The sequence below is a fragment of the Actinokineospora auranticolor genome (assembly GCF_041897805.1).
GTDB lineage: Bacteria > Actinomycetota > Actinomycetes > Mycobacteriales > Pseudonocardiaceae > Actinokineospora > Actinokineospora auranticolor.
The window spans coordinates 5,699,015-5,712,054 of sequence record NZ_CP154825.1; the positions used below are offsets into that span (position 1 = coordinate 5,699,015).

The window sequence follows — 13,040 nt, forward strand, 5'->3', positions numbered from 1 at the left end:
ACTGTGCCACTTGGGACACTCGCCGACCACTCGTACCAGCGGGAACACCGGCCACGACGGCAACTCCCACCCGACGCCGCGACGCTGCGTGGCGACTCCCGGGTCGTTTGTGGACGGTTCAGCCACCCGAACGAGGGTTGGTGTCCCCCGCCCGATACCGGACTGGGAGCATGGTGTGGTGTCCGAAGCCGACTCCCGACCCCGCGCGCCTCGTTGGGGTGTCCTGCTGTCCGCCGCCGCCTGCGGGCTCGGCGGGCTGCTGGTCGTGGTCGGGATGTTCCTGCCGTGGTTGCGTTCCGGAACCGTGCTGCGGGACAGCTTCCAAGTGGCCGGGGTGATCAATACCCTGGGCTTCCTGGAGGGCGACGTGCTGCACCTGCTGCTCTACGCGTGGTTCGGGGTCATCCCGGTGCTCACGCTGGGTGTGGTCGCGTACGCGTTCGGCTTCCGGCGGACCGCCGCAACGTTCACCGGGGTTCTGGCGATAGTCACCGGAACCGTTTCGGGGTCCGCGACCGTCGAAAGCGGTGGCGTTGACAGCTCATTGGGCATAGCGGCGACCGGACCGACGACCACGCTCATCGGCTCGGCGCTCGCCGTGCTCGGCGCGGTCGGCATCGTAGTGAGCGGGCGCAGCAGCGCTGGCAGGATCGCAGGAGGGGAACAGTGACTTATCCACCCGGGGGTGGCGGCCAGTGGCAGCCCAACGACCCGAACCAGCAGCCCGGGGGCTTACCCCAGGGCCAGCCGGGCTACCCGCAGGCGGGCGGGACCCCCGCGCAGGGATTCCCCCAGCCCGGCCAGGGCGGTTTCCCGCAGACCGGCCAGACGCCCGCGCAGGGCTACCCGCAGGCGTTCCCGCAGCAGCCCTACGGCGGCCAGGGCTACGGCCCCGGCCCGGAGCAGCCGGGTTCGTCGAAGAAGCGCAAGGGCCTGATCATCGGCACGGTCGTGGCGGTGCTCGCGGTGGCCGCGGGCGCGGGCGTGACCGTGTGGGCGCTCAACCGCGGTAGCGGCCCGGCGGGCGCGGAGAGCCCGACGGCGGCGGCGACCAGCCTGGTCAACGCCATCGGCCAGGGCGACGTCGCGGGCCTGCTGACCGGGCTGGCCCCGGCCGAGCGGGACCTGATGACCACGTTCAACGCGCAGAACACCAAGGAACTGCAGCGGCTCGAGGTCTACAAGCCCGGCGCCGACCCGAACAAGATCGCGGGCCTGGAGATCACCACCGCGGACCTCAAGTTCGACGAGGGCGCGGCCGAGAAGATCAACGACCACCTGACGATCACCAAGCTGGTCGGCGGCACGGTCACGATCAACTCCGACGCGAGCAAGATGCCCTTCACCGAGGAGTTCATCGACAACGCGTTCCCCGAGGGCTACTCCAGCAAGTCGGAGAAGAAGTCCATCAAGATCGAGGACGAGGTCAAGAAGAACGACGGCAAGGCCATCCGCATCGCGACCGTCAAGGTCGACGACGAGTGGTACCCGAGCCTGTTCTACACCGTCGCCGACTACGCGCTGGCGGACGCGGGCCTGGAGTGGCCCAAGACGTCGATCGCGGCCAAGGGCGCCGACAACCCCGGTGACGCCGTGCGCGGCCTGCTGGAGGCGGGGCTCGACCAGGACGTGAAGCGGGCGATCGAGCTGCTCCCGCCGGACGAGATGGGCGTGCTGCACGACGTGGGCCCGGCCCTCGTGGACGCGGCGGGCAAGGGCGGGTCGCTGGGGATCACCATCGGCAAGCTCGAGACCGAGACCGCGGACGTCGACGGCGGCACCAAGGTCCTGCTCAAGGAGGCCGAGCTGACCAAGGACGGCGAGACCGTCCGGGTCAGCAAGGACGGCGAGTGCTACGCCGTCGAGGCCAACGGCGAGAAGCAGAAGGCCTGCGCCGACGACGTCGCCGAGAAGGCCTTCGGCCGCTCCGCCACGCGGGACATGGACCCGGGCGCCAAGCAGGCCCTGACCAACCTGATCAAGGGCATGATGGCCAACAGCGGCGTGGTCACCACCGAGGTCGACGGCAAGTGGTACGTCAGCCCGATCCGGACGGTGACGGAGCTCGAGGTCACGGCGCTGCAGAGCCTGCAGCCGGAGGACATCAAGGCGCTGCTCCGACTGTCGAAGTAAGTTCTCCTGGTCGAACGGCCCGCCCCCTCCCGGGGGCGGGCCGTTCATCGTTTTCCCAGCTCAGGCGCGGTATTCTCCGGGCGTGCTCGATACCGAGGCGTTGGAGCGGTCGTCCGTGGTCGCCAACCGCGACATGAACCGCGAGCGGGGGCTGGCCGCGTACCGGCGGGAGCTGGGGATCGAGCTGCCGCCCGCCGGGTCGTGGCTGGACCTGTGCTGCGGGACGGGCCGGGCGCTGCTGGAGTGCGCGAGCGACGCCCGGGTGACCGGGGTCGACCTGGTCGCCCCACCACCGCACCCCCGGGTCGAGTTCCACACGGCGTCGGTGCTGGCTTGGGAGCCGGAGGAGCCGTACGACCTGATCACCTGCGTCCACGGGTTGCACTACGTGGGCGACAAGCTGGCGGCCCTGACCCGGATCGCCGCCTGGCTGACCCCGAACGGCCTGTTCACGGCCAACCTCGACGCGGCGTCGATCGAGGCGCCCCGACCGGTACGGCCGCTGCTGAGGCAGGCGGGCTTCACCTACGACTCGCGCCGCAAGCGCATCAGCCTGGAGGGCGGGCGACAGGTCACGTTCCCGCTGACGTACCTGGGCGCGGACGACAAGGCGGGGCCCAACTACACGGGCCAACCCGCCGTCACGTCCCACTACACCTGACGACCGCATCCGAGGCTGGTCCCGCGACTGGGCTTGAGGTGCAGGCACCTGTCGCGAGCTGCCCGGCACGCCGGACGACGAAGCCGCCTACGGTACGCACGAGCTTGCCGAAGAACGGTCCCCGCGCGCGGGGACGACCATGTTGGAACCTCGACCAGGAAGCGCCAACCGGACCAGCCCCGCGTGCGCGGGGACTACACCACCATCAACACGAAGTTCGACAACCAGAACGGACCAGCCCCGCGTGCGCGGGGACTACACTTCCTGACCTGCGGCTTCACAGGCTACCGCGCCTATTATCTTGCACTTCGAGCTCCGCACCACCAGCCTCACCTACCTCGGGTGCCACCACGATCACGCCGGAGCCAGGAACTCCAGCCGGTTGCCGTGCGGGTCGTCGGTATGGAAGCGGGGACGGCCCGGGATCTCGTCCGGGTTCGCCCACCGCACCTCGTGTCCCGCCGCCGCCAGGGTCGGGGCCAGGGCGTCCACATCCGCGACGAAGGCCGGGTGCGCCTTGCGCGCCGGGCGGAAGTCCGCCTCGACCCCCACGTGCAACTCCCCGCCCCCGGGCACCGCGAACCAGCACCCGCCCCGGACCGCCAGCCGTGGCGGTTTCGGCAGCTCAGCCCACCCCAGCACCCCCGTGTAGAACCCCCGAGCCGCGTCCTCCCCACCCTCCGGGCAGGCGATCTGAACGTGATGGATCACATCCACTCCCTTCGGCGAGCCCCCTTGAAGGGCTATACAGGACAAGCGTACTGTTAAAACGGTGAGGCCGTCGCTGCGCTCCCGGTGGGGGTGCGCGAGACTCACCGTCGGAGTACCCGAACTGACTTTGCGCCGCCACTGGAGTTGGACGTGACCACACCGAGTAAGGACAGCTTCGGCGCCCGCGCCACGTTGACGGTCGGGGACGCCTCGTACGAGGTGTACCGGCTGGACGCGGTCGAGGGGGCCGGGCGCCTGCCGTACAGCCTCAAGATCCTGCTGGAGAACCTGCTCCGCACCGAGGACGGCGCCAACATCACCGCCGACCACGTGCGCGCGCTCGCCGCGTGGGACCCGGCGGCGGAGCCGTCGACGGAGATCCAGTTCACCCCCGGCCGCGTGGTGATGCAGGACTTCACCGGCGTGCCCTGCGTGGTCGACCTGGCCACCATGCGCGAGGCTGTCACCCAACTGGGGGGTGACCCCGACAAGGTGAACCCGCTGGCCCCGGCCGAGCTGGTGATCGACCACTCGGTCATCGCCGACGTCTTCGGCCGCCCGGACGCCTTCGAGCAGAACGTCGACCTGGAGTACGAGCGCAACAAGGAGCGCTACCAGTTCCTGCGCTGGGGCCAGACCGCGTTCGACGAGTTCAAGGTCGTCCCGCCCGGCACGGGCATCGTGCACCAGGTCAACATCGAGCACCTGGCCCGCGTCGTGATGACCCGCGACGGCGTCGCCTACCCGGACACCGTGGTCGGCACCGACTCGCACACCACCATGGTCAACGGCCTGGGCGTGCTGGGCTGGGGCGTCGGCGGCATCGAGGCCGAGGCCGCCATGCTGGGCCAGCCGGTGTCCATGCTGATCCCGCGCGTGGTCGGCTTCAAGCTGCACGGCGAGCTGCCCGCGGGCGCCACCGCCACCGACCTGGTGCTGACCATCACCGAGATGCTGCGCAAGCAGGGCGTCGTCGGCAAGTTCGTGGAGTTCTACGGCTCCGGCGTCACCGCCGTGCCGCTGGCGAACCGGGCCACCATCGGCAACATGAGCCCCGAGTTCGGCTCCACCGCCGCGATCTTCCCGGTGGACGCGGAGACCATCGAGTACCTGCGCTTCACCGGCCGCTCGGCCGAGCAGGTGGCGCTGGTCGAGGCGTACGCCAAGGAGCAGGGCCTCTGGCACGACCCGGCCGCCGAGCCCGCCTACTCCGAGACCCTCGAGCTGGACCTGGCGACCGTGGTGCCGTCCATCGCCGGGCCGAAGCGCCCGCAGGACCGCATCGAGCTGACCGACGCGAAGAGCGCCTTCCGCGCCGCGCTGGGCAGCTACACCACGGACGCGCCGAAGTCCGCTGTGGACGAATCGGTCGAGGAGTCCTTCCCGGCCAGCGACGCCCCCGCGGTCAGCAGCGGCAACGGTGACGGCGAGCCGTACGACTACCACTCCGCCGCGCGCGGCGCCGAGGGCCGGGCGAGCAAGCCCACCAAGGTGACCGTGGACGGCGCGGAGTTCGAGCTCGACCACGGCGCGGTGGCCATCGCGGCGATCACCTCGTGCACCAACACGTCCAACCCGTCGGTGATGATCGGGGCGGCGCTGCTGGCGAAGAAGGCCGTGGAGCGCGGCCTGGCGCGCAAGCCGTGGGTGAAGACCACGCTGGCGCCGGGGTCGAAGGTCGTCATGGACTACTACGACCGCGCGGGCCTGACCCCGTACCTGGACAAGCTGGGCTTCAACCTGGTCGGCTACGGCTGCACCACGTGCATCGGCAACTCCGGCCCGCTGCTGGAGGAGATCTCGGCGGGCGTGCAGTCCTCGGACCTCGCGGTCGTGTCGGTGCTGTCGGGCAACCGGAACTTCGAGGGCCGGATCAACCCGGACATCAAGATGAACTACCTGGCGTCGCCGCCGCTGGTCGTGGCGTACGCGCTGGCCGGGTCGATGGACATCGACATCACCACCGAGCCGCTGGGCACGGGCACCGACGGTGAGCCGGTGTTCCTCACCGACATCTGGCCGTCGCCGCAGGAGGTGGCGGAGGTGATCGCGTCGGCGCTGTCGGCGGAGAGCTTCGCCAGCAGCTACGCGGACGTGTTCGCCGGTGACGAGCGCTGGCAGTCGCTGCCGACGCCGACCGGCAACGTCTTCGAGTGGGACGCGGAGTCGACCTACGTGCGCAAGCCCCCGTACTTCGACGGGATGGAGATGAAGCCGGCGCCGGTCACCGACATCTCCGGCGCGCGGGTGCTGGCCCTGCTCGGCGACTCGGTCACCACCGACCACATCTCCCCGGCGGGCGCGATCAAGCAGGACTCCCCGGCGGGCGAGTACCTGACCTCGCACGGCGTCGAGCGGCGCGACTTCAACTCGTACGGGTCGCGGCGCGGCAACCACGAGGTGATGATCCGCGGCACCTTCGCCAACATCCGCCTGCGCAACCTGCTGCTGGCCGACGAGAACGGCGGCCAGGGCGTCCAGGGCGGCTACACCCGCGACTTCACCAAGGGCGGCGAGCAGGCGTTCATCTACGACGCCGCGCAGAACTACGCCGCCGCGGGCACGCCGCTGGTCGTGCTGGCGGGCAAGGAGTACGGCTCGGGCTCGTCGCGCGACTGGGCGGCGAAGGGCACGTCGCTGCTGGGCGTGCGGGCGGTCATCACGGAGTCGTTCGAGCGCATCCACCGGTCCAACCTGATCGGCATGGGCGTCCTGCCGCTGCAGTTCCCGGCGGGCGAGACCGCCGAGTCCCTGGGCCTGGACGGCACGGAGACCTTCGACTTCGTCGGCGTCACCGCCCTGAACGACGGCTCGACGCCGCGGACGGTCCAGGTGACCGCGACGAAGCCGGACGGCGCGAAGGTCGAGTTCGACGCGGTCGTGCGGATCGACACGCCGGGCGAGGCGGACTACTACCGCAACGGCGGCATCATGCAGTACGTGCTGCGGAAGATGGTCAACAGCTGACCAGCGCTTCCGACACGGGGCCGTCCGCGAGGACGGTCCCGTTGTCGTATGGAGGTGTGGGTTCCGGTGAGGTCACCGCGCCATGCGGCGCCCTGGAAGCGGTGCAGGCACCCAATGTGGGACAGCGCCACTAGTGGGGCTGTCCCACATTGGGTGCCAAGGGGCGGCCCACACCTGCCGAGGAGCCCGCTCCTCGCGGCGCGCGCGGATCTCGACGTCCGGGGTCAGGCCGGGTCGAAGATGCCTCGGTCGGGGGCGCAGACCTGGCCTGGGACCGGGGTTTTGAGGGTGATGAGGTAGTCGGCGGCGGCGCGGTCGGCGCAGCTGTTGTCGCCGAGGACGCAGTGGCCGAAGTTGTCGGTGGAGAGCAGGGTGGCGTTGCCCAGTTCCTTCGCCATGTTCTGGGCGAAGGTGTAGCGGGTGGCCGGGTCGTAGAAGTTGCCGACGACCAGGACCGGGGTCTTGGTGGGGCGGTTCCAGGGGCCCGCGAAGCGGTCGGGGTGGGGTACCGGCCATTCGGCGCAGGTGGCGGTGTCGCCCCAGGCGCCGTAGCGGCCGAAGGTGGGCATGGTCTTGTCCCAGCGGTCGGCGAGGGCGGGGACCTTGTTCAGCGGGGTGGTGAAGGGCTTGTCCAGGCAGTTGACGGCCGCGTAGGAGTCGTCGCCCGTGTAGGGCGTGTCCGGGTGGGTGTCGCGCAGCGGACTGCGGGTCAGCGCGGAGCGAGGGGCGGCGCGGGCGGCGGACTGTCCGTTGTGGATGATCGTGTGGAGCTCCTGGAGCAGTTCGGCCAGGTGCTTGAGCGCGTCCCGCTGGTAGAGGGCGCGGCCGATGGCGGTGACGAACAACTCGTGGGTGACCACGGTGCCGTCCGAGAGGGTGACCGGGCCGTGCGCCTTGACGTACTCGCGGTCGGCGTCGTACTTGGCGCGGGCACCGCCGCTGTAGGCGCAGGCCGGGCCGACGCGGTCGCATTCCTTGAGGAAGGCGTCCAACGCGACCTCGAAGCCCTCGGTGCGTTGGCGGTCGTACTCGACGCCGTTGGTGGTGCGCAGGGCCGGGTCCACGCTGCCGTCGAGGACGATGGCCCGGGTTCGGTCCGGGAACAGGGCGCTGTAGGTGGCGCCGAGGAGGGTTCCGTAGGAGAAGCCCACGTAGGTGAGGCGCTGGTCGCCGACGGCGGCGCGCAGGAGGTCGAGGTCTCGGGCGACGGCCTTGGTGGACATCTCCGGGAGCAGGGGGCGGGCGAAGCGGTCGCAGAACCGGGCGTACTCGCGGTCGCCCTCGATGGTGGCGGCGATGTCCCCCGCGGTGCGCGGAATCTCGTGGATCTTGCCCCGGACCGCCGCCGCGTCCTCGGCGGTGGCGAAGCAGCGCAACGGGGTGCTGCGGCCGATCCCGCGCGGGTCGAAGCCGACGACGTCGAAGCGGTCGAGGACCTCGGGGCGCAGGAAGCGGTCGGCGGCGGTGGGCATGCCGAAGCCGGGACCGCCCGGTCCGCCCGGGTTGACGAACAGCGAGCCGATGCGGCTGCCCGCGGCGCCGGAGGCGACGCGGCGCATCAGGGCGATGTTGATCGTGCCGCGGCGCGGGTTGTCGTAGTCGAGCGGGACGGCGTAGTCGGCGCAGCCGTACCGGGAGTGGTCGGCCGGTGGGACGCCCGGCAGCGCGTCGGCCGGGCAGTCCTTCCACACCACCGGCGCGGCGGTGGCGGCGGTGGCGGCGGGCGGTGACGCGGCCGAGGCAGCCGAGGCGGCGACGGGCGCGGTCACCGCCGCGGTGGCCAGCGCGGTCGCCACGACGGCGGCGCGGGCCATGGATCGTGCGGTCACGTGATTTCCCCCTGGGTGGTCGTGATTTCTCCGACCCCATGAGACTCACACGCGAAACACCGGGGAAAAATCCGCGAAGCGGCCTAAACCGTGCTGACGTCCGGACGGTGACGAAAGTAATGGGCCGATCGGGTCGGTAAAGCGCGCCGACTCGATCGGCCCATCCTAAAACGGACCGCGTTCCCCCATCAATCCGTCATTCGGCCCTGGCCAGCGACAACGCGAAGCGGCCCGCGACGTCGGTCCACCAGTGCTCCAACGTCAGACCGGCCGCGGCCAGCTCGCCCGCCACCCGTTCCCGGCGGAATTTCGCCGACACCTCGGTCCGCATTTCCTCGCCCTCGGCGAAATCGATGCTGAGGCCCAGGTCCGCGATCGTCGCGGTGACGGGGCGGCGGGCGCGCAGGCGCATCTCGATCCATTCGTTGTCCGCGTCCCACACCGCGACGTGCGCGAAGTCGTCGAGGGCGAAATCGGCGGACAGTTCGCGGTTGAGCACGCGCAGCACGTTGCGGTTGAACTCCGCTGTCACACCCTGCGCGTCGTCGTAGGCCTGGACCAGGGTTTCCTCGTCCTTCACCAGGTCGGTGCCGAGCAGCAGCCACTCACCCGGCCGCAGCACGCCCCGGATGGTGGACAGGAACTCCGCGCGCTCGCCCGGCAGGAAGTTGCCGATCGTGCCGCCCAGGAACGCCACCAGGCGCGGTGACTCGCCCGGCAGCAGCGCGAGGTGCTCGGTGAAGTCGCCGACGACCCCGCTGACCTGCACCCCCGGGTACTCCTCCGCCAACGCGGCGGACGCGTCCCGCAGCGCGGACTCGGAGACGTCGAGGGCGACGATGTGCTCGAGGGTCTCGTTGCGGCGCAGGGCGTCCAGCAGCAGCCGGGTCTTCTCCGACGAGCCGGAACCCAGCTCGACCAGGGTGCACGCACCCGTCAGGCCCGCTATCTCGTCGGCGCGGGCGGCCAGGATCTCCCGTTCCGCGCGGGTCGGGTAGTACTCGGGCAGCCGGGTGATCTCCTCGAACAGCTCGCTGCCGCGCGCGTCGTAGAACCACTTGGGGGGCAACGTCTTCGGGTTCGACGACAGGCCTTCGCGCGCGTCCTTGGCCAGCGCGCGGGCCGCGTGGTCGTCGGGCAGGTGGACTGCCACGTGGTCGAGCCGGGAGTCGGTCATGGGGCGTCCTTCGCGGCGGTGTCGAGTGGGTGCACTCGTACGGAGACAGCGGGATCGGTGGTGGCGACGACCAGGGACCGGTCCGGTACCGCCGTCCACTGTGGTGCGTCGTCGAACGGTTCGGAGGCGAGCACGACCGAGTCCGCGTCGGCGCGGACGGACAGCGAGTGCCACCAGGTGGTGGCGACCAGGGTCGTGCCGTCGGTGAGCAGGAGGTTGAGCCGGGAGTCGGGCGCGGCGGCGGTGACCGACCGCGCGACACCGGCCAGGGCGTCCACAAGGGACTCACCCGCGCGCAGCCGGTGGCGCGCCAGCGCCCACAGCAGCGCGCTGTCGGTCGGCGCGTCCAGCGTCAGCAGGTCCACCGTGGGCAGCGCGGCGGCGAGCCCGGCCACGCTGCCGGGCCAGCCGCGCACCACCCCGTTGTGGCTGAACAGCCAGCGCCCTTCGGCGAACGGCGCGCACGCGGTCTCCACGACCGGCATGCCGACGGTGGCCGACCGCGCCGCCGCCAGCACCGCGCCGCTGGACACCGCGGTCGCGAGCTGGGCGAACGACGCGTCCGTCCACATCGGAACGGCCCGCCGGTACCGGACCGGCGGCGCGCCCGCGCCCGGGTACCAGCCGACACCGAAGCCGTCGGCGTTGACCGTGCCGCCGCCGCGCATGTCCAGCGGTGCCCAGCTCTGCCGCAGCAGACCCAGCGGCGGCGCCAGCAGCAGCCCGGCCAGGGGCACGGCGGGGCCGAGGTAACCCAGATGGCGGCACATCCCTCAGCGCGCCTCGGCCGGGGACGCGTCGCGGGCGCAGCGGAAGCCCGAGAAGATCTGCCTGCGGATCGGGTGGTCCCAGTTGCGGAAGGTGCCGCGCACGGCCGAGGCGTCGGTGCCGAAGGAGCCGCCGCGCAGCATCTTGTAGTCGCCGCCGAAGAACACCTCCGAGTACTCCCGGTACGGGAACGCCGCGAACCCCGGGTACGGCCGGAAGTCCGAGTCGACCCACTCCCAGACGTCGCCGACGAGCTGGCGGGCGCCCAGCGCCGACTCGCCCAGCGGGTACGACCCGACGGGCGCGGGCCGCAGGTGCCGCTGGCCCAGGTTGGCGTGCTCGGGACCGGGGTCCTCGTCGCCCCACGGGTACCGGCGGGACCGCCCGGTGGCCGGGTCGAAGCGGGCCGCCTTCTCCCACTCCGGCTCGGTCGGCAGCCGCTTGCCCGCCCACTTCGCGTACGCGGCGGCCTCGTGGAAGCAGACGTGCACGACCGGCTCGTCCACCGGAACCGGCTCCACGACGCCGAAGCGGGTGCGTACCCAGCCGTCGCCGTCGCGCTCCCAGAACCGGGGCGCGAAGAGCTCGGCCCGCTGCCGGTGCGCCCACCCGACCTCGCTCCACCAGCGCGGCTGGTCGTAGCCGCCCGCGGCGATGAAGTCGAGGTACTCGCCGTTGCTCACCGGCACGGTGTCGAGGTAGAACGCGTCGACGTGCACCCGGTGCGCGGGCCGCTCGTTGTCCAGCGCCCACGGTTCGGTCGAGGTGCCCATGGTGAACGGTCCGGCCGGGACGAACACCTCGCGCTTCACCGGCCGCGTCGCCGGTGCCGGGTCCGGCGCGCGCAGCACGGGCGCGCCCACGCGCAACTGGTGCGTGGCCAGCATGGTCTCGTCGTGCTGCTGCTCGTGCTGCACGATCATGCCGAACGCGAAGCCCTGCTCGACGAGCCGCCTGCCCTCCAGCGGGGAGGTCTCCAGCACGTCGAACACCTTGTCGCGCACCTCGCGCACGTACCGGCGGGCCTCGACCGGGGACAGCAGCGGTAAGGACGGCCGGTTGGCGCGGGCGTGCTGGAAGGCGTCGTAGAGCTGGTCGATGTCCTCGCGCACCGGCTCACGACCGCCGACGTCGCGGACCAGCCACAACTCCTCCTGGTTGCCGATGTGCGCGAGGTCCCAGACCAGCGGCGACATCAGCTTCGAGTGCTGGCGGACCAGGTCATCGTCGTCCACCGCCGCGGTGAGCGCGTCGCTGCGGGCGCGGGAGCGGCGCAGCTGCTCGGCCACCTTCTCGCGGACTTGCTCCGGCCCCAGAAGCCGGTCTTCGGTGCTGGTCACGACTGCCTCCCGTTCGTCGCGTTCCCGTCGGCGGCGCCCACCCGCGGTTCGACGGCACGCGCCCGCCCGGTCGCGTCGCGCAGCCGGGCCAGGCGTTCGGTGATGTCGGCGGCGGTGCCCGGGGGTAAGCCGAGACCGCTGATCGCCGGGATGCCCAGGTCGAGGACTCGGCGCGCGACGCGCGCGAGGTCCGGGTCGGTGCGGCCGAGCCGGGCGGCGTCGAGCCACCGGTCCGCGGCGGGCGCGCAGGCGTCGACCACGGCGTCGACGGTGCGGCGGTCGGCCATCAGCGCGACGAGCAGCGCGGCGGGCACGACCCACGCGTCGCCGTCCTGCGCGTCGAGGTAGCGGATCTCCAGGTAGCCCTGCGGGCGGACCGGCGGGAACATCGTGGAGATGTGGTAATCGAGGTCGTCGGTGGTCGGCGGGCCGGGCAGCGCGCCGCCGATCCAGTCGGCGAAGGTGACCCCGGTCGGCGCGTCCCAGCAGCCGCCGGGTCTTCGCAGGCAGAGCAGCGGCGCCTCGAGCACGTAGTGGGCCCACGCGGCGGCCGGGTCGTCGGTGACCGGGACCGGGCGGGACCGGGGCGGGTCCACGCCGAGGACCGTGCGCAGCCGGGCCGAGGCCCAGCCGGTCGGCGCCCCGGCGAGGTCCGGCGAGTTCGCGAACAGCGCCACCATGACCGGGCCCAGCCGGTGCGCCGCGGCCCAGCGGGCGGCCGCGTCACCCCGCTCGCCCACGTCGAGGCAGACCTGCAGGCCCGCGCTGGCGCACATCATCGTGACGCCGTGCGGGCCGATCGGTGCGAAGGCGCGTTCCATCGCGGCGTAGCGGGGGGTGTCGAGGACTCGGCGCGGGGCGCGGTGCGCGTCGAGGGCGCGGGGGCCGAGTACGAGACCGGCCTGGTCGAGCAGCCCGGCGAGGTGGTGGTGGTCGGCGGTGACCACGTCGACCAGCGGGCCGAGGGCGGGGCTGGGGAGGGACGAGATCTCGACCTGGCCGCCGGGCTCCAGGGTGAGCGGGGAACCGGAGGGCAGCGGCAGGTGGGGGCTGTCGGGGCGGAGGGTCACCGGGGTGTGCGGCCCCAGCGCGGCGGCGAGGTGGTCGGGGTCGAGTCGCCGCCGGGGGTCGTCGCGGTGGTGCACGACCCACTCCAACTCGACGCCCAGCAGACGCGGCGGCCCGTGCTTGAAGCACACCGAGGCCACGTACGCCTCGGCTTCCACTCTGGCCCGCAGCCTGCGCCCGTCGGTGGACATGTGCTCATCTCCCTTCCGCTGATCACCGGCGCCCGGTCCGGTTCGACCGGGTTTCCCCGTTGGTGGTGCCGAAAAACCGGGCCGACCCCCGAAAAACGGCTGGCTGACCCCGGAGAACGACGCTACACGCGGCCACCGACAGCCGCACGGATCCGAACGGGCCCCGCTCGACGCGCGGGAGGCGGTGTCCACTGG

Annotated in this window: 10 protein-coding genes; 4 read left to right on the forward strand and 6 right to left on the reverse strand. The window is 71.8% G+C overall.

Features of this window, described 5'->3' with window-relative positions; all coding sequences use genetic code 11:
* The first annotated feature begins 178 nt into the window (after window positions 1–178).
* The 3 genes from V5P93_RS24825 (at window position 179) to V5P93_RS24835 (ending at window position 2,794) form a co-directional block, all read left to right on the forward strand.
* The gene (locus V5P93_RS24825; RefSeq protein ID WP_146108103.1) at window positions 179–670 is read left to right on the forward strand and encodes a hypothetical protein; all 492 of its coding nucleotides are present in this window, start codon (window positions 179–181) and stop codon (window positions 668–670) included.
* Window positions 667–2,133 (forward strand): proline-rich domain-containing protein, encoded by a 1,467-nt coding sequence (locus V5P93_RS24830; RefSeq protein WP_104480250.1) that lies wholly within the window; start codon window positions 667–669, stop codon window positions 2,131–2,133. Before V5P93_RS24825 ends, V5P93_RS24830 begins: the two co-directional genes overlap by 4 nt.
* Before the next feature lie 82 nt (window positions 2,134–2,215).
* Entirely contained in the window at window positions 2,216–2,794 is a 579-nt protein-coding gene (locus tag V5P93_RS24835; protein ID WP_245931373.1) for a trans-aconitate 2-methyltransferase, read from the forward strand.
* A 354-nt stretch (window positions 2,795–3,148) separates the two neighbouring features.
* Here V5P93_RS24835 and V5P93_RS24840 read toward each other — a convergent pair whose 3' ends face one another.
* Complete coding sequence (locus V5P93_RS24840) at window positions 3,149–3,505, reverse strand: VOC family protein (RefSeq protein WP_104480251.1); 357 nt, start codon at window positions 3,503–3,505, stop codon at window positions 3,149–3,151.
* A 150-nt stretch (window positions 3,506–3,655) separates the two neighbouring features.
* On the opposite strand from V5P93_RS24840, the gene V5P93_RS24845 reads away from it, so the two are divergent.
* The gene (locus V5P93_RS24845) at window positions 3,656–6,472 is read left to right on the forward strand and encodes an aconitate hydratase (RefSeq protein WP_104480252.1); all 2,817 of its coding nucleotides are present in this window, start codon (window positions 3,656–3,658) and stop codon (window positions 6,470–6,472) included.
* Window positions 6,473–6,696: 224 nt separating this feature from the next.
* Here V5P93_RS24845 and V5P93_RS24850 read toward each other — a convergent pair whose 3' ends face one another.
* From V5P93_RS24850 to egtA, 5 genes are all read right to left on the reverse strand, one after another.
* The gene (locus V5P93_RS24850; protein WP_342752276.1) at window positions 6,697–8,301 is read right to left on the reverse strand and encodes an alpha/beta hydrolase; all 1,605 of its coding nucleotides are present in this window, start codon (window positions 8,299–8,301) and stop codon (window positions 6,697–6,699) included.
* Between the two features lie 196 nt (window positions 8,302–8,497).
* On the reverse strand, window positions 8,498–9,478 hold the full coding sequence (gene egtD, locus V5P93_RS24855) for an L-histidine N(alpha)-methyltransferase (protein ID WP_104480254.1): 981 nt from the start codon (window positions 9,476–9,478) through the stop codon (window positions 8,498–8,500).
* Window positions 9,475–10,248, reverse strand: coding sequence for an ergothioneine biosynthesis protein EgtC (egtC, locus tag V5P93_RS24860; protein WP_104480255.1), 774 nt, complete (start codon window positions 10,246–10,248; stop codon window positions 9,475–9,477). The genes egtD and egtC overlap by 4 nt, the downstream gene beginning before the upstream one ends.
* A 3-nt stretch (window positions 10,249–10,251) precedes the next feature.
* A complete protein-coding gene (gene egtB, locus V5P93_RS24865) occupies window positions 10,252–11,586 on the reverse strand; it encodes an ergothioneine biosynthesis protein EgtB (protein WP_104480256.1) in 1,335 nt (444 codons plus the stop codon).
* Window positions 11,583–12,845: an ergothioneine biosynthesis glutamate--cysteine ligase EgtA gene (egtA, locus tag V5P93_RS24870; protein ID WP_104480257.1), complete on the reverse strand. Its 1,263-nt coding sequence runs from the start codon at window positions 12,843–12,845 to the stop codon at window positions 11,583–11,585. The genes egtB and egtA overlap by 4 nt, the downstream gene beginning before the upstream one ends.
* Window positions 12,846–13,040 lie beyond the last annotated feature (195 nt).